The organism is Escherichia sp. KTE114, from assembly GCF_000407765.1.
In the GTDB taxonomy this organism is placed as follows: Bacteria; Pseudomonadota; Gammaproteobacteria; order Enterobacterales; family Enterobacteriaceae; genus Escherichia; species Escherichia ruysiae.
This window is the reverse complement of sequence record NZ_KE136626.1, coordinates 1776698-1798087: the sequence shown is the minus strand read 5'-3', so window position 1 is coordinate 1798087 and position 21390 is coordinate 1776698. Positions and strand designations below refer to the sequence as shown.

Below are 21390 nucleotides of genomic sequence, written 5' to 3'. Positions count from 1 at the left end.
AAATCTCCCGGTTAGGGTTTACGCCCGGTCGCTACAATATACACTTCCCGCGAACGTGCACGAGAAGAGTCCGGCTTACGAACTTTGACCTTCGTAAACAGGGAGCGAATTTCCCTTAGATACTCATCGAAACCTTCGCCCTGGAACACCTTCACTACAAAACTGCCACCCGGCGCTAACACATCACGACACATTTCTAGCGCCAGTTCCACCAGATACATGGCACGGGGGATATCCACCGCCGGTGTTCCGCTCATGTTTGGTGCCATATCGGACATGACAACCTGAACTTTGCTGTCGCCTACGCGTTCCAGCAGTGCTTTCATCACCAGTTCATCACGAAAATCGCCCTGAAGAAAGTCCACACCAACGATAGGATCCATAGGTAAAAGATCACAAGCGATGATGCGGCCTTTACCGCCAATTTGGGTGACCACATATTGTGACCAACCACCCGGGGCAGCACCAAGGTCGACAACCGTCATTCCCGGTTTAAAGAGTTTGTCACTTTGCTGTATTTCATCAAGTTTAAACCAGGCACGGGAACGTAACCCCTTTTTCTGTGCCTGTTGAACATATTTATCGCTAAAGTGTTCCTGAAGCCAGCGGCTGGAGCTGGCAGAACGCTTCTTACCTGTCATTTAACTTTCCCATTGGGATGACTCATCGTAACCAATTGCGTAAATTTTTACGCGCCTATTTGGTGATATATGGGAGATGGCGGTAGAATGACCCGTTTTCAATCCCAACGTAAGCAAAAAAATACGATGAATCTGAGTACTAAACAAAAACAACACCTGAAAGGTCTGGCACATCCGCTCAAGCCAGTTGTTCTGCTTGGCAGTAATGGTTTGACCGAAGGGGTGCTGGCCGAGATTGAACAAGCGTTAGAGCACCATGAGCTCATCAAGGTGAAAATCGCCACAGAAGATCGCGAAACTAAAACCTTGATCGTGGAAGCTATCGTGCGCGAAACCGGCGCCTGTAATGTACAGGTCATCGGTAAAACGCTGGTGCTTTATCGCCCAACTAAAGAACGTAAAATCTCGCTGCCACGCTAAGATTATCCTAAAGTTACACACATTTTCTGTGTAAAACGAGGGATTTTCCGCAGGCAGGAGAGCAAAATGCCACGCTCTGTTCGTTGATAAAAGGCCGCATAGCGGCCTTTTTCCTTTCTTTACAATACATCAACATTTTGAGTATTGGGTAATTCTTACAGGTATTCTACCTTAATTACTTCAAATTCCACTTCGCCGCCTGGCGTTTTGATGACCACAACATCATCTTCTTCTTTGCCGATCAGGCCACGAGCGATAGGCGAGTTTACAGAAATCAGGTTTTGTTTAAAGTCAGCTTCGTCATCGCCTACGATGCGATAAGTCTGTTCTTCATCAGAATCCAGATTCAACACCGTTACGGTAGCACCAAAAATAACGCGACCATTGTTTGGCATTTTGGTGACATCAATCACCTGCGCGTTCGACAGCTTGGCTTCGATGTCTTTGATACGGCCTTCGCAGAAACCCTGCTGCTCACGTGCTGCGTGGTATTCAGCATTCTCTTTCAGGTCGCCATGTTCACGCGCTTCCGCGATAGCAGCAATGATTTCAGGACGGCGCACAGATTTCAGAAAATCCAGCTCTTCGCGTAGTTTCTCAGCGCCGCGTAAGGTCATCGGAATAGCTTGCATTTGTTATACCTCTTGAATATTCCTGATGGGGCGAGTCTCCACCCACCCCGGCTGTTCGGTCAGCCCGGCATAACTCCTCACCAGGCCAGAAGCAAAAAAATACCGACCCGGAAACAGGTTCCAGGTCAGCTACAATTCACATTTTGATGGTCATTTTACCCTGAAGTTCCCGAAGGGTCATCGTTTACTTTATAGGGCGTTGCGCCGTAGTATGACGGCTCGATTCCAGGTTGTTAGCGCGAGATTATGCGATTTTCCAGATTTATCATCGGATTGACCAGCTGTATAGCGTTCAGTGTCCAGGCCGCAAATGTTGATGAGTACATTACTCAGCTTCCCGCTGGTGCCAACCTTGCCCTGATGGTGCAAAGAGTCGGCGCGTCTGCCCCCACGATTGATTACCACAGTCAGCAGATGGCGCTGCCCGCCAGTACGCAAAAAGTAATCACTGCGCTGGCGGCGTTGATTCAACTCGGCCCCGATTTTCGTTTTACCACTACGCTTGAAACCAAAGGCAATGTGGAAAACGGAGTGCTTAAAGGCGATTTAGTGGCGCGATTTGGTGCCGATCCTACGCTAAAACGTCAGGATATTCGCAATATGGTCGCGACTCTGAAAAAATCTGGTGTCACACAAATCGATGGCAATGTACTCATAGATACCTCCATTTTTGCCAGTCATGATAAAGCTCCCGGCTGGCCATGGAATGATATGACACAATGCTTTAGCGCCCCTCCCGCCGCTGCCATTGTTGACCGCAATTGCTTCTCCGTCTCGCTCTACAGCGCCCAAAAACCCGGTGATATGGCTTTTATACGCGTGGCATCTTATTACCCCGTTACGATGTTCAGCCAGGTACGCACCCTCCCCCGTGGTTCTGCCGAAGCGCAATACTGTGAGCTGGATGTCGTGCCAGGCGACCTGAACCGCTTTACGCTGACTGGATGCCTGCCACAACGTTCCGAGCCGCTCCCGTTAGCCTTTGCGGTGCAAGATGGTGCCAGCTATGCCGGTGCAATTCTGAAAGATGAGTTAAAACAGGCAGGTATCACCTGGAGCGGAACACTGCTGCGCCAGACTCAGGTTAACGAACCTGGAACGGTGGTTGCCAGTAAACAATCGGCTCCTTTGCATGATCTGCTTAAGATTATGCTGAAAAAATCAGACAACATGATCGCCGATACGGTTTTCCGCATGATAGGCCATGCGCGCTTCAATGTGCCTGGAACATGGCGAGCCGGGTCGGACGCCGTGCGTCAGATCCTGCGCCAGCAAGCCGGTGTCGATATTGGCAACACGATTATTGCCGACGGCTCGGGGCTTTCGCGGCATAACCTGATTGCGCCTGCCACCATGATGCAGGTGCTGCAATATATCGCCCAACACGACAACGAGCTTAACTTTATCTCTATGCTGCCGCTGGCGGGATATGACGGCTCTTTGCAGTACCGTGCAGGTCTGCATCAGGCAGGCGTGGATGGCAAAGTCTCAGCGAAAACAGGGTCATTGCAAGGGGTGTATAACCTGGCAGGATTCATCACCACGGCAAGCGGGCAACGAATGGCGTTCGTACAATATCTTTCTGGCTATGCGGTAGAACCGGCGGATCAGCGTAATCGCCGTATTCCGTTAGTGCGATTTGAAAGCCGCTTGTATAAAGATATTTATCAGAACAATTAGTCAAAAAGAAACCCCGGCGCATGGCTGGGGTTTCAGATTATTGACAAAATGCGCCTTGTTTATGTCGGATGCGGCGTTAACGCCTGATTCGGCCTACAAAATTGATATATTGCAATTCTCTTGTAGGCCTGATAAGCGTAGCGCATCAGGCTATTTGGCGTTTGTCATCAGTAATTAACGCTTGTAAATGAACTCAACGCCTTCTTCGTCGTCTTCGTCCCAGTCGTCATCCCAGTCTTCATCATCCTCTTCAGCAATTTCTTCAAGCTGCTGACGGTGATAATCATCCCACATGAATTCGACTTTCTCTGGCTGTTTCGCTTCTTCGGCCTGCACGACCGGGTTTTCAATGATAAAGGTCATCACATCCCAGCAGAGATCTTTAACGCCCAGTCCGCTTGCCGCAGAGATCAGATAATATTTATCTTCCCAGCCCAGCGCCTCAGCGATCGCTTTCGCTTTCTCTTCGGCTTCCGCTTTATCCAGCAGATCGATCTTGTTGAAGACTAACCAACGCGGTTTCGCCGCCAGATCCTGACTGTATTTTTCCAGCTCGCTGATAATAATACGCGCGTTTTCAACCGGATCGGTGCCGTCAATCGGATCGATATCGATAAGGTGCAACAGGACGCGGCAACGTTCCAGGTGCTTCAGGAAGCGAATCCCCAGACCTGCGCCTTCCGCTGCGCCTTCAATCAGCCCTGGAATATCGGCAACAACGAAGCTCTTTTCGTTGTCCATTCGTACCACACCCAGACTTGGCACCAGAGTGGTAAACGGATAATCCGCTACTTTCGGTTTAGCCGCCGAGACAGCGCGAATAAATGTCGATTTACCCGCATTTGGCATCCCCAGCATACCGACGTCAGCCAGCAGCATTAGTTCAAGCAGCAGCTCGCGCTTATCGCCCGGCGTACCGTTAGTTTTCTGCCGTGGTGTACGGTTAACGGACGATTTGAAACGGGTATTGCCCAGACCGTGCCAGCCGCCCTTGGCAACCAGCAGACGCTGACCGTGTTTGGTCATATCGCCCATAGTTTCGCCGGTGCCCTGATCGATAACACGCGTACCTACAGGCACTTTAATCGTCACGTCTTTACCACGCTTACCGGTGCAGTCGCGGCTTGCGCCATTCTGACCACGCTCGGCGCGGAAAGATTTTTCAAAACGATAATCGATAAGCGTATTCAGGTTCTCGTCGGCTTCCATCCATACGTCACCGCCGTCACCACCGTCGCCGCCATCCGGGCCGCCTTTCGGAATATATTTTTCGCGGCGGAAGCTCACGCAACCATTACCGCCATCACCTGCAACGACCAGAATCGATGCTTCATCAACAAACTTCATTTTATTCTCCGTAAATCATTCGCCTGCGCGGGGTTGCGATACCACCGTTGTATGCTTACGTAATCCGCCCCAAATACGATGACCAATGGCGGAATACATCGCGCCCGCAACCACGACAAACGCACCGAGATAACCTAAAAGGTTTAACATCGGTCTGGCGAAGAAATCGGGCCAGGCCAGTGATAAAAGATCTGAAAAAAACAGCGTAAACAGTGGGGTGAGCGTGATGATCGCGCTCACCTGCGCTGCCTGCCAGCGAGCCATCGCTTCCGCCAGGGCGCCATATCCTACCAACGTATTCAGTCCGCAAAAAATTAAACATGCGAGCTGCCAGTGGCTAAGCTGCGCTATCACTCCAGGCTTTGCCAGAGGGAAGAGCGCAATTGTACATAAAGTGTACAATAAAAACAGGATCTGCGGTGAGGCCAGCCGACGTAATAAAACCTTTTGCGCCACGCCATAACTCACCCAAACCGTCGCCGCACCGACCCCAAAGATAACTCCCCAGGTGTAATCGGTGAGCTTTGTAAATATCTCGACCAGACTGGTGTTAAAGAACATCACCAGGCCGCTCAGGAGCATCAATGCTCCCACAACCTGGGTGCTGCGCATTTTCTCTTTCAGGATAAATACGCTGGCAACCATCATGCCAACCGGCGAGAGTTGCCCAATCACCTGCGAGGCGGTCGGACTCAGATATTGCAAGGATGAGCTGAACAGGATGAAATTCCCAAACAGCCCGGCAGTCGCCACCGCCAGTAATATCAGCCAGCGTGGCCTACGAAACACATGTAATGGCGGCAGCTTCTTCTTCACCGCAAGAATGGCACCAAGGCCAATACTCGCCATCAAGAAACGGTAAAACACAATTGTCGGAGGTTCCATCACCTCCAGCACCTGCTTCATTGCGATTGGCAACGCCCCCCAGCAAATTGCTGTGGTGAGCGCCAAAAGAATGCCAATGCCTGCCTGCTGCTTCATACCGTAATCCCTGCAAAACGCATTTGCGGATTAACGCCGCACGATGCGCATTTTTACCGGCTATCGAATGTAAAAAGCCCCGCAACGTGTTGCGGGGCTTTCATCCGTTACCGGGACGCGAAAAACTTATTCAGCTTCGATGCTGATAAATTTACGGTTTTTCGGGCCTTTAACTTCGAATTTCACTTTACCGTCTGCTTTAGCAAACAGAGTGTGGTCACGACCGCAACCTACGTTAGTGCCAGCGTGGAATTTGGTGCCACGTTGACGAACGATGATGCTACCCGCCAGAACGGATTCGCCACCGAAACGCTTAACGCCCAGGCGTTTAGCTTCTGAATCGCGACCGTTACGTGTGGAGCCGCCAGCCTTTTTATGTGCCATTTGAAATCTCTCCTCAGGTCTTAGGCGCTGATGCCAGTAATTTTCACATCAGTGAACCACTGACGATGGCCCTGCTGCTTACGATAGTGTTTACGACGACGAAACTTAACGATTTTAACTTTCTCGCCACGACCGTGAGCAACAACTTCAGCTTTGATTACGCCGCCATCAACGAAAGGAACGCCGATTTTGACTTCTTCACCGTTTGCGATCATCAGAACTTCTGCGAACTCAACAGTTTCGCCAGTTGCGATGTCCAGCTTTTCCAGGCGAACGGTCTGACCTTCGCTTACTCGGTGTTGTTTACCACCACTTTGGAAAACCGCGTACATATAAAACTCCGCTTCCGCGCACACCTTTTCAATGATTCAGAGTGCGCTATAAATATTCACAATAGGGCGCGAATATTACGCAAAACGCACGCCTTTGACAAGTGCTACAGTCAATACACGAAGAAAAAAAACACAACTTGTACGGTAACGTTTATCTGTGCCATTTTTTCAGTACAATCACCCTATATTCCTAACCATAAACCCTAAGTTGCCTTTGTTCACAGTAAGGTAATCGGGGCGAAAAGCCCGGCTTTTGCGATGAATTTAGAAAAAATCAATGAGTTAACCGCGCAAGATATGGCGGGTGTTAATGCGGCAATCCTTGAGCAGCTTAATTCCGACGTCCAACTGATCAATCAGTTAGGCTATTACATCGTCAGCGGCGGCGGTAAACGTATTCGTCCGATGATTGCTGTACTGGCTGCTCGAGCTGTTGGCTATGAGGGAAATGCGCATGTCACCATTGCCGCCCTAATCGAGTTTATCCACACAGCGACTCTACTACACGACGACGTTGTGGATGAATCAGATATGCGCCGTGGTAAAGCGACCGCTAACGCCGCATTTGGCAATGCTGCCAGCGTGCTGGTAGGCGATTTTATTTACACCCGCGCGTTCCAGATGATGACCAGCCTCGGCTCGCTCAAAGTGCTGGAAGTGATGTCAGAAGCCGTAAACGTCATCGCAGAAGGTGAAGTTCTGCAACTGATGAACGTTAACGACCCGGATATCACCGAAGAAAACTACATGCGCGTTATCTACAGCAAAACTGCACGTCTGTTTGAGGCTGCTGCGCAGTGTTCCGGGATTCTGGCAGGATGTACGCCGGAAGAGGAAAAAGGCCTGCAGGATTATGGTCGTTACCTCGGCACCGCTTTTCAGCTCATCGACGATTTACTCGATTACAGCGCCGATGGTGAACAGTTAGGTAAAAACGTCGGGGACGATCTAAACGAAGGTAAACCGACGCTGCCGCTGCTACATGCGATGCATAATGGTACACCGGAGCAGGCGCAAATGATCCGTTCAGCTATTGAGCAAGGCAATGGGCGTCATCTTCTGGAACCGGTTCTGGAAGCAATGAACGCGTGTGGATCTCTTGAATGGACGCGTCAGCGTGCCGAGGAAGAGGCAGACAAAGCCATCGAAGCGTTACAGATACTCCCGGATACCCCGTGGCGAGAGGCGTTAATCGGCCTTGCACACATCGCGGTTCAACGCGATCGTTAATTCCTTCCCTTTATCCCGCGCATTGCGCGGGATAACTCCAGTAAGTTCCATAAAAATACTTATTCAGTGTAATACCATCTTAATAATCAGGTTATTGTCTTTATATATTCTGAATCTTCACGCTATTTACATGAACTTTTTAGAGCAATTCGCCATCAGGAGTATAGTGATGCCCGACAGAACATATGTTCTGAATGAAAGCGACTAACTTAAGGAGTGAGGAAAGATGGAGAGTAATTTCATTGACTGGCATCCCGCTGACATCATTGCGGGTTTGCGCAAGAAGGGAACGTCAATGGCGGCGGAATCTCGCAGAAATGGTTTGAGTTCCTCGACGCTGGCAAATGCATTATCGCGTCCGTGGCCAAAGGGAGAGATGATTATTGCGAAAGCCCTGGGTACTGACCCATGGGTTATATGGCCATCACGCTACCATGATCCGCAGACACATGAGTTTATCGACAGAACGCAGTTAATGCGCAGCTACACTAAACCGAAAAAATGAGTGGTCTGGCGGTAGCCCCGCGAACGGGGCTGCCAGCTTTCAGACGATTACTCGCCTTTCACACGCTCGATATTCGCACCTAATGCACGCAATTTGTCTTCAATGCGTTCGTAGCCGCGATCGATGTGATAAATACGATCAACAACCGTAGTCCCTTCCGCAATACAGCCAGCCAGTACCAGGCTTGCTGATGCACGCAGATCGGTCGCCATGACCTGTGCGCCGGAAAGTTTTTCGACACCGTGACAAATAACGGTATTGCTTTCAATCTCGGCTTGCGCGCCCATACGGCTCAGTTCTGGCACGTGCATAAAGCGGTTTTCAAAGACCGTTTCGGTGATGAATCCGGTGCCTTCTGCCACCAGGTTCAGCAGCGTGAACTGAGCCTGCATATCGGTCGGGAACGCCGGATGCGGCGCGGTACGCACATTAACAGCCTTCGGACGTTTGCCATGCATATCCAGGCTAATCCAGTCCTCACCTACTTCAATGTCCGCTCCGGCGTCACGCAGTTTCGCCAGCACAGCGTCAAGAGTATCTGGCTGGGCGTTACGGCAGATAATTTTGCCGCGAGAGATTGCCGCTGCCACCAGGAACGTGCCGGTTTCGATGCGATCCGGCAGCACGCGATAGACACCACCGCCTAAACGTTTCACACCTTCGATGACGATACGATCGGTGCCCTGACCGCTAATTTTCGCGCCCAGCGTAATCAGGAAGTTCGCGGTATCGACAATTTCCGGTTCACGCGCAGCGTTTTCAATAATCGTGGTGCCTTCCGCCAGGGTTGCAGCACACATGATGGTCACGGTTGCGCCGACGCTGACTTTATCCATCACGATATGCGCGCCTTTCAGACGCCCATCAACGGAAGCTTTTACGTAACCTTCTTCCAGTTTGATCGTCGCGCCTAATTGCTCAAGCCCGGAAATATGCAAATCAACCGGACGCGCACCAATCGTACAACCACCAGGTAGAGAAACCTGTCCCTGACCGAAACGTGCCACCAGCGGCCCCAGCGCCCAGATAGAGGCTCGCATGGTTTTGACCAAATCATAAGGTGCGCAGAATACATTAACGTCGCGGGCGTCAATATGCACAGACCCATTACGTTCTACTTTCGCACCCAGCTGGCTTAGCAGCTTCATTGATGTATCAACGTCTTTCAGTTTCGGGACGTTCTGGATCTCTACCGGTTCTTCCGCCAGTAGTGCGGCAAAAAGGATAGGCAGAGCAGCATTTTTAGCGCCGGAAATTGTGACTTCGCCCTGGAGCTTTGTTGGCCCCTGAACACGAAATTTATCCATTTAGTTTGTTCTCAGTTAACAATTCATATCCGCTACCGGCAAATCGCCCATAGCTCAAAAGCCGTTCAGTTTGCGATCTCGCGCCCACTCCGTAGGGGTATACGCTTTGATCGACACAGCATGAATGCGGTTATCCGCAATATATTCCATCAGCGGACCATAAACCGTCTGCTGTTTTTTAACCCGGCTCATGCCGTCAAATATCTCACCCACGGCAATAACCTGAAAGTGGCTGCCATCGCCGGAAACGTGGACTTCCTGGAGGGAGAGAGCGTTCATCAGCACGCTCTGAATTTCATTATTTTCCATGGGATCTTCATTCATCAGTTAATAAACCAGCAAAACATCTTAGAGCAAAGTTGCGCTGGCATAAATAAGCAAAAAGCCTTGCTGATAAATCAAACAAGGCTCGACTTGCAGGCGGATTTGCAGGACAGGCGGTTAACGCCTTATCCAGCCTGAAAAAATTTAACGAGGCAGGACATCAGACGGCAAATTATACAACTTTGCCAGGGTATACACCTTATCGTTTACCCCCTGAAGCGTCACGCTGTTGCCCTGCTTTTTCGCCAGATCGATAAGGTGGAGCAGCAGCGCCAGTCCACCAGTATCGACGCGGGACACGCGGCTAAGATCGATGCAGGTAATTCCCTTCACCGCTTCTTCACGCACTTCCCAAAGCGGTAGCAGTACGTCTTGATCCAACTCTCCGGTTAATACCAGAGTGTTGCCCGTCTGCACCCAGCTCAGTGACTCGCTCATTATTTTTTCTCTTCCAGAGTGATTTTCTGTTGAGAAATTGATTTCAGTTGCGCGGTCAGGCCGTCGATACCTTTGGTACGCAGTAGTGTCCCCCACTCGTTTTGTTTGGTGGTGATCATGCTGACGCCTTCTGCAATCATGTCGTAAGCCTGCCAGTTGCCAGTCTGGGAGTTTTTACGCCACTGGAAGTCCAGACGTACCGGCGGGCGACCATTCGGGTCAATAATGGTAACGCGAATAGGCACAATGGTTTTATCGCCCAGCGGCTGTTCTGGCGCAATCTGATAGGTTTGACCGTGATACATAGCCAGCGCCTGACCGTAAGCCTGCTTCAGGTACTCACGGAAAGCGGCAAAGTAAGCATCACGTTGGGCTGGGGTCGCGCTCTTGTAATACTGGCCCAGCACCAGCGCACCGGCGTATTTCACCTGTACGTATGGCAGCAGTTCCTGATCAACAATGGTACGCAGATAATCCGGGTTGGCCCGAATTTGCGGTTGCTCATTCTTCAGGCGATCGAACGTTTTCTGCGCCGCCTCGTCCATCAGCTTATACGGATTGGTCTGGTCTGCCGCAGTTGCCGCACTCAGCGGTGCAATCACCAGCAAAGCGACCATCATTAAACGTTTAAACATGCGTCGGTTCTCCTGAAATTATTTCGTTGTACCCACAGGTTCAGTGGTTTCATTATTACCTGGCGCAGCAGCTGGCGCATCGCCACTATTCTTATTGTCATCGCCTTTACTACCGTAAAGGAACTGACCAATGAGATCTTCCAGCACCATCGCAGACTTGGTGTCCTGAATCGAATCGCCATCCTTCAGGATAGCAGTACCCAGTTCGGGGTCTTCAAAACCGACGTTTAACGCCAGATATTGCTCTCCAAGCAGGCCGGAAGTACGAATACTCAGCGAACTTGTGTCAGGAATGTGGTTATAACGTTGTTCAATTTCCAGCGTCACGCGCGGCAGATAGGTTTTCGGATCCAGCGTAATATCTGCCACCCGACCGACGACAACGCCGCCAATGCTGACCGGAGAGCGCGCTTTCAGGCCGCCAATGTTATCGAACGTCGCATAAAGCGTGTAGGTCGGTTCAGTACGTATGGACGTCACGTTTGCCGCCTTCAGGCAGACAAACAGCGCCGCCAGCAGTGCTGCTAATAAAAAGATACCCACCCAAATTTCATTTTTTTTCGTTTGCATGAACTCAATTCCCAAACATCAATGCGGTCAGCACAAAATCCAGCCCCAGAACAGCCAGAGACGAGTGGACAACGGTGCGAGTGGTTGCCCGGCTAATCCCGGCAGAAGTCGGGATGGCGTCGTAGCCGTTAAACAACGAAATCCACGTCACCGTAATGGCGAACACCACGCTCTTAATCAGACAGTTGACCAGATCCATACGCCAGTCGACGGCGTTTTGCATTGCCGACCAGAAGAATCCGCTATCAATACCTTTCCAGCTAACGCCGACCAGCGATCCGCCCCAGATCCCCACGGCGACGAAAATAATCGTCAGCAATGGCAATGAAATAACCCCAGCCCAGAAACGCGGAGAAATAACCCGACGCAGCGGATCGACCGCCATCATCTCCATGCTGGAGAGCTGCTCTGTGGCGCGCATCAAGCCGATTTCTGCGGTTAGCGCCGAACCGGCACGCCCGGCAAACAGTAACGCAGCAACCACCGGTCCCAGTTCACGCAGCAGCGATAACGCCACCAGCATACCCAGACTGGTTTCCGCACTATAGGTGGTCAGAACCAGATAACCTTGCAGACCCAGCACCATTCCGATGAACACGCCAGAAACCACAATAATCAGCATCGACAGGACGCCGACATTATAGAGCTGACGCACCAGCAGCGGCGCATGTTTACGAAATTCCGGTTTGCCTACCAGCGCATTGAATAACATTAACCCGGCCCGCCCGAACGTTCTCAGGGTTTTAATCCCTTTATGTCCAAGCGAGGCCAGCGCATTTAACAGCATGAGTGGCTTAACTCCCTGGTAAAAGATCAGCGTGATAATCGCCGGCAGGATAGCGGAACGGAACAGGTCCGTCAGCTATCCCGTCCAGAAACTGACGTACGCGCGGATCAGGATTCGCCTGCAACGCCTGGGCGCTACCGTGAGCGACAATTTTTTTATCCGCCAGAATCCAGGCGTGATCAGCAATACTTAAGACTTCCGGCACATCATGAGAAACTACCACGCAAGTCACGCCCAACGCGCTGTTCAGCTCAGAAATCAGCTTCACCAGTACGCCCATAGTGATCGGATCCTGCCCAACAAACGGTTCATCAAACATGATGAGATCCGGCTCCAGGGCAATCGCACGCGCCAGTGCAGCGCGACGAGCCATCCCGCCGGAAAGTTCAGAAGGCATAAGTTTCGCCGCTCCACGCAGTCCTACAGCTTCCAGCTTCATCATCACCGTGCTATGCAACAATGGCGCGGGGAGCTGGGTATGTTCGCGCAGTGGATAGGCCACGTTGTCAAATACGTTCATATCTGTGAACAACGCCCCGGACTGAAACAACATGCTCATCCGTTTGCGCACAGTGTACAGGCGCGAACGAGACATCGCCGGAATATTCTCGCCATCAAAAAGGATCTCACCGTGATCTGGTGCGATTTGCCCGCCAATCAGACGGAGTAGCGTCGTTTTACCGATGCCCGATGGCCCCATGATTGCCGTGATCTTCCCTCGCGGCACGGTCAGGGAAATATTATCGAAGATGCAGCGATTGCCACGCGTAAAACTGACATCGCGCATATCGACTAAATTCGCCACAGACTGCTCCATAATTCACCCTTCGTCTTGCGTTGATTTTCTAAGCATGGCGCTCAATTTAACCTTGAACCCAACATATTTACAGAATATTACCCGCCGTGGTTAGCTAAAGCTGGCATTTGTTTTACTTTTTAGCCGCATAAAGTCAAAATTAAGAATCCGTTACGGCTTTCTGAGAATCTTCAGCGACCGGCGAGTATACCTGAAGAAAGGACGTTAGATGCTTTTAGCTACGGCACTGTTAATTGTTGGTTTACTTTTGGTCGTATACAGTGCCGATCGTCTGGTATTTGCCGCTTCCATTCTTTGCCGCACTTTTGGCATCCCTCCGCTGATCATTGGCATGACTGTGGTCAGTATTGGCACGTCACTTCCAGAAATTATTGTTTCGCTTGCCGCGTCGCTGCACGAACAACGCGATTTAGCCGTCGGCACGGCGCTTGGCTCAAACATTATCAATATCTTGCTAATCCTAGGTCTGACCGCACTGGTGCGCCCTTTTACCGTCCATTCCGATGTTCTGCGCCGCGAGTTACCATTAATGTTATTCGTCAGCGTGGTAGCCGGTTCCGTACTCTATGACGGACAACTTAGTCGCAGCGATGGTATCTTTCTCCTTTTTCTGGCTGTGCTATGGCTGCTGTTCATTGTTAAACTTGCACATCAGGCCGAACGTCAGGGAACCGATAGCCTGACCAGAGAGCAGCTTGCAGAGCTACCGCGTGAAGGCGGTTTACCCGTCGCATTTTTATGGCTTGGCATTGCGCTGATCATCATGCCAGTGGCTACGCGGATGGTGATTGATAACGCCACCGTACTGGCGAATTACTTTGCCATCAGCGAATTGACTATTGGTCTGACGGCAATCGCTATCGGCACTAGTCTGCCAGAACTGGCAACCGCGATAGCCGGTGTTCGCAAAGGTGAAAACGACATCGCCATCGGTAATATCATTGGCGCGAATATTTTTAATATCGTCATCGTACTGGGTCTGCCGGCGCTGATTACGCCAGGGGAGGTTAACCCACTGGCGTACAGCCGTGACTACAGCGTGATGTTGTTGGTAAGCATTATTTTTGCGTTGCTGTGCTGGCGACGCTCCCCGCAACCGGGCCGTGGCGTAGGGGTATTATTAACAGGCGGATTTATCGTATGGCTGGCGATGTTGTACTGGTTATCGCCAATACTCGTTGAATAACTGGAAACGCATTATGTCGCACGTAGAGTTGCAACCGGGTTTTGACTTTCAGCAAGCAGGTAAAGAAGTCCTGGCGATTGAACGTGAATGCCTGGCGGAGCTTGATCAATACATCAATCAGAATTTCGCGCTCGCTTGCGAAAAGATGTTTTGGTGTAAAGGCAAAGTCGTGGTTATGGGGATGGGCAAATCGGGACACATTGGACGCAAAATGGCCGCGACCTTTGCCAGCACCGGTACTCCGTCATTTTTCGTCCATCCTGGCGAAGCCGCGCATGGCGATTTAGGCATGGTCACCCCGCAGGATGTGGTAATTGCTATCTCTAACTCTGGTGAATCCAGCGAAATCAATGCATTGATTCCGGTGCTTAAGCGTCTTCACGTGCCGTTAATCTGCATTACCGGTCGCCCGGAGAGCAGCATGGCGCGCGCCGCAGACGTGCATCTGTGTGTTAAAGTAGCGAAAGAAGCCTGTCCGTTGGGGCTGGCACCGACCAGCAGCACCACCGCCACGCTGGTTATGGGCGATGCGCTCGCCGTCGCGCTGTTAAAAGCGCGCGGCTTTACCGCCGAAGATTTTGCGCTCTCACATCCCGGCGGCGCACTGGGTCGTAAACTTCTGCTGCGCGTAAACGATATTATGCATACGGGTGATGAGATCCCGCATGTTAAAAAAACCGCCAGCCTGCGCGATGCATTACTGGAAGTTACCCGCAAAAATCTTGGTATGACCGTCATTTGCGATGACAATATGATGATTGAAGGCATCTTTACCGACGGTGATTTACGCCGTGTCTTCGATATGGGCGTAGATGTCCGTCAATTAAGTATTGCCGATGTGATGACGCCGGGGGGAATTCGCGTACGCCCTGGCATTCTGGCCGTTGAGGCACTGAACTTAATGCAGTCCCGCCATATCACCTCCGTAATGGTTGCCGATGGCGACCATTTACTCGGTGTGTTACATATGCATGATTTACTGCGTGCTGGCGTAGTGTAAAGATTCAAGGATAAACAACAATGAATAAAGCAGGTGCGTCACTTGAGACCTGTTACGGCCCTGTCAGTGCCGACGTTATGGCAAAAGCAGAAAATATTCGTCTGCTGATCCTTGACGTCGATGGCGTGCTGTCAGATGGCCTGATTTATATGGGCAACAACGGCGAAGAACTTAAAGCGTTCAATGTTCGTGATGGTTATGGCATTCGTTGTGCGCTCACCTCTGATATTGAAGTCGCCATCATTACCGGGCGAAAGGCTAAACTGGTAGAAGATCGCTGTGCCACATTGGGGATTACTCACTTGTATCAGGGGCAGTCGAATAAACTTATCGCCTTTAGCGATCTGCTGGAAAAACTGGCGATCGCCCCGGAAAACGTGGCTTACGTTGGGGATGATCTCATCGACTGGCCGGTAATGGAAAAAGTGGGCCTAAGCGTAGCCGTGGCCGATGCGCACCCGCTGTTGCTTCCGCGCGCCGATTACGTGACTCGCATTGCTGGCGGTCGTGGCGCAGTGCGTGAAGTTTGCGACTTATTACTCCTGGCGCAGGGCAAACTGGATGAAGCCAAAGGGCAATCGATATGAGTAAAGCCAGACGTTGGGTTATCATTGTGCTATCACTGGCGGTTCTGGTGATGATCGGTATTAACATGACCGAGAAAGACGATACCGCCCAGGTGGTCGTCAACAACAATGATCCCACCTATAAAAGCGAGCATACGGACACGCTCGTCTATAACCCAGAAGGGGCGCTAAGCTATCGATTGATTGCTCAACACGTTGAATATTATTCCGATCAGGCCGTTTCGTGGTTTACGCAACCGGTACTTACTACGTTTGATAAGGATAAAATCCCGACATGGTCCGTAAAAGCGGATAAAGCCAAGCTGACCAATGATCGGATGCTCTATTTATATGGACACGTTGAAGTCAACGCACTCGTGCCGGACTCTCAACTTCGCAGAATCACGACGGATAACGCGCAGATCAATCTGGTGACGCAGGATGTTACCTCTGAAGACCTCGTCACGTTATACGGAACAACATTTAACTCCAGCGGTCTGAAAATGCGCGGCAACTTACGCAGCAAGAACGCCGAGCTGATTGAAAAGGTTAGAACATCCTATGAAATTCAAAACAAACAAACTCAGCCTTAATCTTGTGCTTGCCAGCTCACTTCTGGCCGCCAGTATTCCGGCATTTGCCGTTACCGGAGACACTGACCAGCCGATTCACATTGAGTCGGATCAGCAATCTCTTGATATGCAAGGCAACGTGGTCACCTTCACGGGTAACGTCATTGTTACCCAAGGCACCATCAAAATTAATGCCGATAAAGTGGTCGTTACCCGTCCGGGCGGCGAGCAGGGCAAAGAAGTGATCGATGGCTACGGTAAGCCAGCGACGTTCTATCAAATGCAGGACAACGGTAAACCTGTCGAAGGTCACGCTTCCCAGATGCATTACGAACTGGCGAAAGATTTTGTCGTTCTGACCGGTAATGCTTATCTGCAGCAGGTCGATAGCAATATAAAGGGCGATAAAATCACTTATCTGGTGAAAGAGCAGAAAATGCAGGCTTTCAGCGATAAAGGTAAGCGCGTAACCACCGTTCTGGTGCCGTCGCAGTTGCAGGATAAAAACAACAAAGGCCAGACCCCGGCACAGAAGAAAGGTAATTAATTCGTTATGGCAACATTAACAGCAAAGAACCTTGCAAAAGCCTACAAGGGTCGCCGCGTGGTGGAAGACGTCAGTCTGACCGTCAACTCCGGGGAAATTGTTGGTCTGCTGGGGCCAAACGGTGCCGGTAAGACTACCACTTTCTACATGGTTGTGGGCATTGTGCCGCGCGATGCAGGCAACATCATTATTGATGATGACGATATCAGTCTGCTGCCATTACACGCGCGCGCGCGCCGTGGTATCGGCTATCTGCCGCAGGAAGCCTCCATTTTCCGCCGCCTCAGCGTTTACGATAACCTGATGGCGGTACTGCAAATTCGTGACGACTTGTCTGCTGAACAACGTGAAGACCGCGCGAACGAGCTGATGGAAGAGTTTCACATTGAGCACCTGCGTGACAGCATGGGGCAATCGCTCTCCGGTGGTGAACGTCGCCGTGTAGAAATTGCCCGCGCACTGGCTGCGAATCCGAAATTTATTCTGCTTGATGAACCGTTTGCCGGGGTTGACCCGATCTCGGTTATCGACATCAAACGCATCATTGAGCACCTGCGCGACAGCGGCCTGGGTGTGCTGATCACTGACCATAACGTGCGTGAAACACTGGCAGTTTGTGAACGCGCTTATATCGTCAGTCAGGGGCATTTGATCGCCCACGGCACACCTACAGAAATCTTACAAGACGAACATGTTAAGCGTGTATACCTTGGGGAAGACTTCAGACTCTGATAGGGTAGAAGCTCGCGACGTTTTAGCAGGAGAGTACGATTCTGAACATGAAGCAAGGTTTGCAACTCAGGCTTAGTCAGCAACTGGCGATGACGCCTCAGCTACAACAGGCAATTCGTCTGTTGCAGCTGTCCACGCTGGAACTTCAACAGGAGCTGCAGCAGGCGCTGGAGAGTAATCCACTGCTTGAGCAAATCGACACTCATGATGAAATCGACACTCACGAAACGCCAGACAGCGAAACGCTGGACACCGCTGACGCGCTCGAACAAAAAGAGATGCCGGAAGAACTGCCGCTCGATGCCAGTTGGGACACCATCTACACTGCCGGTACGCCGTCCGGCACCAGCGGTGACTACATTGACGACGAACTGCCAGTCTATCAAGGCGAAACGACGCAGACCTTGCAGGATTATCTGATGTGGCAGGTCGAACTGACGCCGTTTTCCGACACTGACCGCGCTATCGCCACCTCCATCGTTGATGCCGTTGATGATACCGGTTATCTCACCGTCCCACTGGAAGATATTCTCGAAAGCATGGGCGATGAAGAGATCGACATCGATGAAGTTGAAGCGGTCCTCAAGCGGATCCAACGGTTTGACCCGGTCGGTGTAGCGGCGAAAGATCTGCGCGACTGCCTGCTGATCCAACTCTCCCAATTCGACAAAACGACGCCGTGGCTGGAAGAAGCTCGACTGATCATTAGCGATCATCTTGATCTACTGGCGAATCACGACTTCCGCACACTAATGCGCGTAACTCGTCTAAAAGAAGATGTGCTGAAAGAAGCCGTCAATCTGATCCAGTCACTCGATCCTCGCCCCGGTCAGTCGATCCAGACCGGCGAACCGGAATATGTCATTCCAGATGTGTTGGTGCGTAAGCATAACGACCACTGGACGGTGGAACTCAACAGCGACAGTATTCCGCGTCTGCAAATCAACCAGCACTATGCCTCGATGTGTAATAACACACGTAACGATGGCGACAACCAGTTTATCCGCAGCAATCTGCAGGATGCCAAATGGTTGATTAAGAGTCTGGAAAGTCGTAACGATACGCTACTGCGCGTGAGTCGCTGTATTGTTGAACAGCAGCAAGCCTTCTTTGAGCAAGGCGAAGAATATATGAAACCGATGGTACTGGCCGATATCGCCCAGGCCGTCGAAATGCATGAATCGACGATATCTCGCGTGACCACGCAAAAGTACCTGCATAGTCCACGAGGCATTTTTGAACTGAAGTATTTTTTCTCCAGTCACGTCAATACCGAGGGCGGCGGCGAAGCCTCGTCCACGGCGATTCGTGCGCTGGTGAAGAAATTAATCGCGGCGGAAAACCCAGCGAAACCGTTGAGCGACAGCAAGTTAACCTCTTTGCTGTCGGAACAAGGTATCATGGTGGCACGCCGCACTGTTGCGAAATACCGAGAGTCTTTATCCATTCCGCCGTCAAACCAGCGTAAACAGCTCGTTTGACCCAACCGATAAGGAAGACACTATGCAGCTCAACATTACCGGAAATAACGTCGAGATCACCGAGGCCCTGCGCGAATTTGTCACATCAAAATTTGCCAAACTTGAGCAATATTTTGACCGAATCAACCAGGTCTATGTTGTTCTGAAAGTGGAGAAAGTCACCCATACCTCAGATGCAACACTGCATGTAAACGGTGGCGAAATTCATGCCAGCGCGGAAGGTCAGGACATGTACGCTGCCATTGATGGCTTAATTGATAAGCTGGCACGCCAGTTGACCAAGCATAAAGATAAATTGAAACAACACTAATTGTCCGGGCAATTAGCAAGTGCATGGCGGCCTGTTGTGCGACACAACGGGCCATTTGTACGGTTAATGCTCCGAACCTGTCCCACGATTCGAGTGGTCAGGTTCTTAGGTGAAATTATGACAAATAATGATACAACTCTACAGCTTAGCAGTGTTCTTAACAGGGAATGTACGCGAAGCCGCGTCCACTGTCAGAGCAAAAAACGTGCACTGGAAATTATCAGCGAACTGGCTGCGAAACAACTCAGCCTGCCGCCTCAGGTGGTTTTTGAAGCTATTCTGACGCGGGAAAAAATGGGCAGTACCGGTATCGGTAATGGCATTGCCATTCCGCATGGCAAACTGGAAGAAGATACTCTGCGTGCCGTTGGTGTTTTCGTTCAGCTCGAAACGCCTATAGCTTTCGATGCCATCGACAACCAACCGGTGGACTTACTTTTTGCCCTGCTGGTGCCGGCTGACCAAACCAAAACGCACCTGCATACTCTTTCGCTGGTGGCGAAACGTCTGGCAGACAAAACTATCTGCCGCCGTTTACGCGCAGCCCAGAGTGATGAAGAGCTGTATCAAATCATTACGGATACCGAAGGTACTCCGGATGAAGCGTAGTTATTCTGTAATGTCTCTTTTAGACGTTGTGAGGAGAAACAGTACATGGTACTGATGATCGTCAGCGGACGTTCAGGCTCAGGTAAATCTGTCGCCCTTCGTGCGCTGGAAGATATGGGTTTTTACTGCGTGGATAACCTTCCCGTAGTGCTGTTACCCGATCTGGCTCGCACGCTCGCCGATCGCGAGATTTCTGCCGCCGTCAGCATTGATGTTCGTAATATGCCGGAGTCACCAGAAATATTCGAACAGGCGATGAGTAACCTGCCTGATGCTTTCTCACCGCAACTGCTGTTCCTGGATGCCGATCGTAACACCCTGATTCGTCGTTACAGTGATACGCGCCGCCTGCATCCGCTCTCCAGCAAGAACCTGTCGCTGGAAAGTGCTATCGACAAAGAAAGCGATCTGCTGGAGCCACTGCGTTCGCGGGCAGATTTGATTGTCGATACCTCAGAAATGTCCGTTCACGAGTTGGCAGAAATGTTGCGTACCCGTTTGCTGGGTAAACGCGAGCGTGAACTGACGATGGTCTTTGAGTCCTTCGGCTTCAAACACGGCATTCCTATTGATGCAGATTACGTCTTTGATGTGCGCTTCTTGCCGAACCCGCACTGGGATCCGAAACTGCGTCCAATGACAGGTCTTGATAAACCTGTTGCCGCGTTCCTCGACCGCCACACAGAAGTACACAATTTTATCTACCAGACGCGAAGCTACCTTGAGCTATGGTTACCTATGCTGGAAACCAACAACCGTAGCTACCTGACGGTCGCCATTGGTTGTACCGGCGGGAAGCACCGTTCGGTGTATATTGCAGAACAGCTGGCAGACTACTTCCGCTCGCGCGGTAAAAACGTCCAGTCACGCCATCGTACGCTGGAAAAACGTAAACCATGACCGTCAAGCAAACTGTTGAAATCACAAACAAGCTGGGCATGCATGCCCGGCCTGCCATGAAACTCTTTGAATTAATGCAGGGTTTTGACGCTGAAGTGCTGTTACGTAATGACGAAGGCACCGAGGCTGAAGCGAACAGCGTTATTGCGCTACTGATGCTGGACTCCGCCAAAGGACGGCAGATTGAAGTCGAAGCAACCGGTCCACAGGAAGTGGAAGCACTGGCCGCCGTTATCGCCCTCTTTAACTCTGGTTTCGATGAAGATTAATCTTCATAACCCTGACGCTTAATTCCCCCGGATACACACCTTCAGCCCTTAAGGGTGAAAAATGTACAAGCGGAAAATGTCCTCATTTTTCGCGGCTTGTACATTTTGTGCTCTTTTCTGTGCGTACAAAACCTTAAGAAAACCTTAAAAAGCCTTGTTTAGGTTTTGTTTAAGTTAAGCCCTCATAC

28 protein-coding genes are annotated in these 21390 nt (G+C 50.9%); 15 read left to right on the top strand and 13 right to left on the bottom strand.

The window, feature by feature from the left end; translation table 11 throughout:
- Window positions 1-11: 11 nt before the first annotated feature.
- Complete coding sequence (gene rlmE / locus WC5_RS12265) at window positions 12-641, bottom strand: 23S rRNA (uridine(2552)-2'-O)-methyltransferase RlmE (RefSeq protein WP_000145975.1); 630 nt, start codon at window positions 639-641, stop codon at window positions 12-14.
- 126 nt (window positions 642-767) lie between these two features.
- On the opposite strand from rlmE, the gene yhbY reads away from it, so the two are divergent.
- A complete protein-coding gene (gene yhbY, locus WC5_RS12270; protein WP_001054420.1) occupies window positions 768-1061 on the top strand; it encodes a ribosome assembly RNA-binding protein YhbY in 294 nt (97 codons plus the stop codon).
- Window positions 1062-1216: 155 nt separating this feature from the next.
- Here yhbY and greA read toward each other — a convergent pair whose 3' ends face one another.
- Window positions 1217-1693: a transcription elongation factor GreA gene (gene greA, locus WC5_RS12275; RefSeq protein WP_001148001.1), complete on the bottom strand. Its 477-nt coding sequence runs from the start codon at window positions 1691-1693 to the stop codon at window positions 1217-1219.
- 246 nt (window positions 1694-1939) lie between these two features.
- Here greA and dacB point away from each other — a divergent pair, with 246 nt between their 5' ends.
- The gene (gene dacB / locus WC5_RS12280; RefSeq protein ID WP_001212645.1) at window positions 1940-3373 is read left to right on the top strand and encodes a serine-type D-Ala-D-Ala carboxypeptidase; all 1434 of its coding nucleotides are present in this window, start codon (window positions 1940-1942) and stop codon (window positions 3371-3373) included.
- Between the two features lie 174 nt (window positions 3374-3547).
- Here dacB and cgtA read toward each other — a convergent pair whose 3' ends face one another.
- The 4 genes from cgtA to rplU all read right to left on the bottom strand — a co-directional run bounded on the left by cgtA (window position 3548) and on the right by rplU (window position 6417).
- Window positions 3548-4720, bottom strand: a complete 1173-nt coding sequence (cgtA, locus tag WC5_RS12285) for an Obg family GTPase CgtA (protein WP_000673561.1) — start codon at window positions 4718-4720, stop codon at window positions 3548-3550.
- Between the two features lie 15 nt (window positions 4721-4735).
- A complete protein-coding gene (locus WC5_RS12290; protein ID WP_000813013.1) occupies window positions 4736-5701 on the bottom strand; it encodes a DMT family transporter in 966 nt (321 codons plus the stop codon).
- 126 nt (window positions 5702-5827) lie between these two features.
- Window positions 5828-6085 carry a 50S ribosomal protein L27 gene (rpmA, locus tag WC5_RS12295; protein WP_000940596.1) on the bottom strand — a complete coding sequence of 86 codons (258 nt, stop codon included), beginning with the start codon at window positions 6083-6085 and terminating at the stop codon, window positions 5828-5830.
- 20 nt (window positions 6086-6105) lie between these two features.
- Entirely contained in the window at window positions 6106-6417 is a 312-nt protein-coding gene (rplU, locus tag WC5_RS12300; protein ID WP_000271401.1) for a 50S ribosomal protein L21, read from the bottom strand.
- Between the two features lie 258 nt (window positions 6418-6675).
- On the opposite strand from rplU, the gene ispB reads away from it, so the two are divergent.
- Entirely contained in the window at window positions 6676-7647 is a 972-nt protein-coding gene (gene ispB / locus WC5_RS12305; protein WP_001047343.1) for an octaprenyl diphosphate synthase, read from the top strand.
- Window positions 7648-7873: 226 nt separating this feature from the next.
- Window positions 7874-8152, top strand: coding sequence for a DNA-binding transcriptional regulator SfsB (gene sfsB, locus WC5_RS12310; RefSeq protein WP_000445413.1), 279 nt, complete (start codon window positions 7874-7876; stop codon window positions 8150-8152).
- 47 nt (window positions 8153-8199) lie between these two features.
- Here the strand turns inward: sfsB and murA are convergent, their stop codons facing one another.
- The 7 genes from murA to mlaF all read right to left on the bottom strand — a co-directional run bounded on the left by murA (window position 8200) and on the right by mlaF (window position 13030).
- Window positions 8200-9459: a UDP-N-acetylglucosamine 1-carboxyvinyltransferase gene (gene murA / locus WC5_RS12315; RefSeq protein WP_000357267.1), complete on the bottom strand. Its 1260-nt coding sequence runs from the start codon at window positions 9457-9459 to the stop codon at window positions 8200-8202.
- 54 nt (window positions 9460-9513) lie between these two features.
- The gene (gene ibaG / locus WC5_RS12320; protein WP_010349763.1) at window positions 9514-9768 is read right to left on the bottom strand and encodes a BolA family iron metabolism protein IbaG; all 255 of its coding nucleotides are present in this window, start codon (window positions 9766-9768) and stop codon (window positions 9514-9516) included.
- A 159-nt stretch (window positions 9769-9927) separates the two neighbouring features.
- Entirely contained in the window at window positions 9928-10221 is a 294-nt protein-coding gene (gene mlaB / locus WC5_RS12325) for a lipid asymmetry maintenance protein MlaB (RefSeq protein ID WP_000004491.1), read from the bottom strand.
- Window positions 10221-10856, bottom strand: coding sequence for a phospholipid-binding protein MlaC (gene mlaC / locus WC5_RS12330; RefSeq protein ID WP_000476484.1), 636 nt, complete (start codon window positions 10854-10856; stop codon window positions 10221-10223). The genes mlaB and mlaC overlap by 1 nt, the downstream gene beginning before the upstream one ends.
- A gap of 18 nt (window positions 10857-10874) precedes the next feature.
- Entirely contained in the window at window positions 10875-11426 is a 552-nt protein-coding gene (gene mlaD, locus WC5_RS12335) for an outer membrane lipid asymmetry maintenance protein MlaD (RefSeq protein WP_016159478.1), read from the bottom strand.
- 4 nt (window positions 11427-11430) lie between these two features.
- Window positions 11431-12213: a lipid asymmetry maintenance ABC transporter permease subunit MlaE gene (gene mlaE, locus WC5_RS12340; protein WP_000925792.1), complete on the bottom strand. Its 783-nt coding sequence runs from the start codon at window positions 12211-12213 to the stop codon at window positions 11431-11433.
- A 7-nt stretch (window positions 12214-12220) separates the two neighbouring features.
- On the bottom strand, window positions 12221-13030 hold the full coding sequence (gene mlaF / locus WC5_RS12345) for a phospholipid ABC transporter ATP-binding protein MlaF (RefSeq protein WP_000438245.1): 810 nt from the start codon (window positions 13028-13030) through the stop codon (window positions 12221-12223).
- Between the two features lie 208 nt (window positions 13031-13238).
- Between mlaF and WC5_RS12350 the strand changes: the two genes are divergently transcribed.
- The 11 genes from WC5_RS12350 (at window position 13239) to npr (ending at window position 21202) form a co-directional block, all read left to right on the top strand.
- Window positions 13239-14216, top strand: coding sequence for a calcium/sodium antiporter (locus WC5_RS12350; RefSeq protein ID WP_000922893.1), 978 nt, complete (start codon window positions 13239-13241; stop codon window positions 14214-14216).
- Window positions 14217-14229: 13 nt separating this feature from the next.
- Window positions 14230-15216 carry an arabinose-5-phosphate isomerase KdsD gene (gene kdsD / locus WC5_RS12355; RefSeq protein WP_010346512.1) on the top strand — a complete coding sequence of 329 codons (987 nt, stop codon included), beginning with the start codon at window positions 14230-14232 and terminating at the stop codon, window positions 15214-15216.
- Window positions 15217-15236: 20 nt separating this feature from the next.
- Window positions 15237-15803 carry a 3-deoxy-manno-octulosonate-8-phosphatase KdsC gene (kdsC, locus tag WC5_RS12360; protein WP_001030165.1) on the top strand — a complete coding sequence of 189 codons (567 nt, stop codon included), beginning with the start codon at window positions 15237-15239 and terminating at the stop codon, window positions 15801-15803.
- On the top strand, window positions 15800-16375 hold the full coding sequence (lptC, locus tag WC5_RS12365) for an LPS export ABC transporter periplasmic protein LptC (protein ID WP_000030542.1): 576 nt from the start codon (window positions 15800-15802) through the stop codon (window positions 16373-16375). The genes kdsC and lptC overlap by 4 nt, the downstream gene beginning before the upstream one ends.
- On the top strand, window positions 16344-16901 hold the full coding sequence (gene lptA / locus WC5_RS12370) for a lipopolysaccharide ABC transporter substrate-binding protein LptA (protein WP_000669785.1): 558 nt from the start codon (window positions 16344-16346) through the stop codon (window positions 16899-16901). Before lptC ends, lptA begins: the two co-directional genes overlap by 32 nt.
- Before the next feature lie 6 nt (window positions 16902-16907).
- Entirely contained in the window at window positions 16908-17633 is a 726-nt protein-coding gene (lptB, locus tag WC5_RS12375) for an LPS export ABC transporter ATP-binding protein (RefSeq protein ID WP_000224099.1), read from the top strand.
- A gap of 47 nt (window positions 17634-17680) precedes the next feature.
- Complete coding sequence (gene rpoN, locus WC5_RS12380) at window positions 17681-19114, top strand: RNA polymerase factor sigma-54 (RefSeq protein ID WP_000809025.1); 1434 nt, start codon at window positions 17681-17683, stop codon at window positions 19112-19114.
- 22 nt (window positions 19115-19136) lie between these two features.
- Window positions 19137-19424, top strand: coding sequence for a ribosome hibernation promoting factor (hpf, locus tag WC5_RS12385; RefSeq protein WP_001176602.1), 288 nt, complete (start codon window positions 19137-19139; stop codon window positions 19422-19424).
- Between the two features lie 117 nt (window positions 19425-19541).
- Window positions 19542-20033, top strand: coding sequence for a PTS IIA-like nitrogen regulatory protein PtsN (gene ptsN / locus WC5_RS12390; protein ID WP_000183676.1), 492 nt, complete (start codon window positions 19542-19544; stop codon window positions 20031-20033).
- Between the two features lie 45 nt (window positions 20034-20078).
- Complete coding sequence (gene rapZ / locus WC5_RS12395) at window positions 20079-20933, top strand: RNase adapter RapZ (protein WP_000243741.1); 855 nt, start codon at window positions 20079-20081, stop codon at window positions 20931-20933.
- Window positions 20930-21202 (top strand): PTS phosphocarrier protein NPr, encoded by a 273-nt coding sequence (gene npr, locus WC5_RS12400; protein ID WP_000216792.1) that lies wholly within the window; start codon window positions 20930-20932, stop codon window positions 21200-21202. The genes rapZ and npr overlap by 4 nt, the downstream gene beginning before the upstream one ends.
- Window positions 21203-21390: the final 188 nt, after the last annotated feature.

What these genes read in the sequence shown, in the direction of transcription:
- dacB (WP_001212645.1), top strand. Translation starts at nt 1,940, where the DNA reads ATGCGATTTTCCAGATTTATCATCGGATTGACCAGCTGTATAGCGTTC.
- kdsD (WP_010346512.1), top strand. Translation starts at nt 14,230, where the DNA reads ATGTCGCACGTAGAGTTGCAACCGGGTTTTGACTTTCAGCAAGCAGGT.
- lptC (WP_000030542.1), top strand. Translation starts at nt 15,800, where the DNA reads ATGAGTAAAGCCAGACGTTGGGTTATCATTGTGCTATCACTGGCGGTT.
- WC5_RS12290 (WP_000813013.1), bottom strand. Translation starts at nt 5,701, where the DNA reads ATGAAGCAGCAGGCAGGCATTGGCATTCTTTTGGCGCTCACCACAGCA.
- cgtA (WP_000673561.1), bottom strand. Translation starts at nt 4,720, where the DNA reads ATGAAGTTTGTTGATGAAGCATCGATTCTGGTCGTTGCAGGTGATGGC.
- mlaB (WP_000004491.1), bottom strand. Translation starts at nt 10,221, where the DNA reads ATGAGCGAGTCACTGAGCTGGGTGCAGACGGGCAACACTCTGGTATTA.
- ibaG (WP_010349763.1), bottom strand. Translation starts at nt 9,768, where the DNA reads ATGGAAAATAATGAAATTCAGAGCGTGCTGATGAACGCTCTCTCCCTC.
- ptsN (WP_000183676.1), top strand. Translation starts at nt 19,542, where the DNA reads ATGACAAATAATGATACAACTCTACAGCTTAGCAGTGTTCTTAACAGG.
- rpmA (WP_000940596.1), bottom strand. Translation starts at nt 6,085, where the DNA reads ATGGCACATAAAAAGGCTGGCGGCTCCACACGTAACGGTCGCGATTCA.
- ispB (WP_001047343.1), top strand. Translation starts at nt 6,676, where the DNA reads ATGAATTTAGAAAAAATCAATGAGTTAACCGCGCAAGATATGGCGGGT.
- mlaD (WP_016159478.1), bottom strand. Translation starts at nt 11,426, where the DNA reads ATGCAAACGAAAAAAAATGAAATTTGGGTGGGTATCTTTTTATTAGCA.
- hpf (WP_001176602.1), top strand. Translation starts at nt 19,137, where the DNA reads ATGCAGCTCAACATTACCGGAAATAACGTCGAGATCACCGAGGCCCTG.
- rplU (WP_000271401.1), bottom strand. Translation starts at nt 6,417, where the DNA reads ATGTACGCGGTTTTCCAAAGTGGTGGTAAACAACACCGAGTAAGCGAA.
- mlaF (WP_000438245.1), bottom strand. Translation starts at nt 13,030, where the DNA reads ATGGAGCAGTCTGTGGCGAATTTAGTCGATATGCGCGATGTCAGTTTT.
- lptB (WP_000224099.1), top strand. Translation starts at nt 16,908, where the DNA reads ATGGCAACATTAACAGCAAAGAACCTTGCAAAAGCCTACAAGGGTCGC.
- lptA (WP_000669785.1), top strand. Translation starts at nt 16,344, where the DNA reads ATGAAATTCAAAACAAACAAACTCAGCCTTAATCTTGTGCTTGCCAGC.
- mlaE (WP_000925792.1), bottom strand. Translation starts at nt 12,213, where the DNA reads ATGCTGTTAAATGCGCTGGCCTCGCTTGGACATAAAGGGATTAAAACC.
- WC5_RS12350 (WP_000922893.1), top strand. Translation starts at nt 13,239, where the DNA reads ATGCTTTTAGCTACGGCACTGTTAATTGTTGGTTTACTTTTGGTCGTA.
- sfsB (WP_000445413.1), top strand. Translation starts at nt 7,874, where the DNA reads ATGGAGAGTAATTTCATTGACTGGCATCCCGCTGACATCATTGCGGGT.
- yhbY (WP_001054420.1), top strand. Translation starts at nt 768, where the DNA reads ATGAATCTGAGTACTAAACAAAAACAACACCTGAAAGGTCTGGCACAT.
- rapZ (WP_000243741.1), top strand. Translation starts at nt 20,079, where the DNA reads ATGGTACTGATGATCGTCAGCGGACGTTCAGGCTCAGGTAAATCTGTC.
- greA (WP_001148001.1), bottom strand. Translation starts at nt 1,693, where the DNA reads ATGCAAGCTATTCCGATGACCTTACGCGGCGCTGAGAAACTACGCGAA.
- mlaC (WP_000476484.1), bottom strand. Translation starts at nt 10,856, where the DNA reads ATGTTTAAACGTTTAATGATGGTCGCTTTGCTGGTGATTGCACCGCTG.
- murA (WP_000357267.1), bottom strand. Translation starts at nt 9,459, where the DNA reads ATGGATAAATTTCGTGTTCAGGGGCCAACAAAGCTCCAGGGCGAAGTC.
- npr (WP_000216792.1), top strand. Translation starts at nt 20,930, where the DNA reads ATGACCGTCAAGCAAACTGTTGAAATCACAAACAAGCTGGGCATGCAT.
- rlmE (WP_000145975.1), bottom strand. Translation starts at nt 641, where the DNA reads ATGACAGGTAAGAAGCGTTCTGCCAGCTCCAGCCGCTGGCTTCAGGAA.
- rpoN (WP_000809025.1), top strand. Translation starts at nt 17,681, where the DNA reads ATGAAGCAAGGTTTGCAACTCAGGCTTAGTCAGCAACTGGCGATGACG.
- kdsC (WP_001030165.1), top strand. Translation starts at nt 15,237, where the DNA reads ATGAATAAAGCAGGTGCGTCACTTGAGACCTGTTACGGCCCTGTCAGT.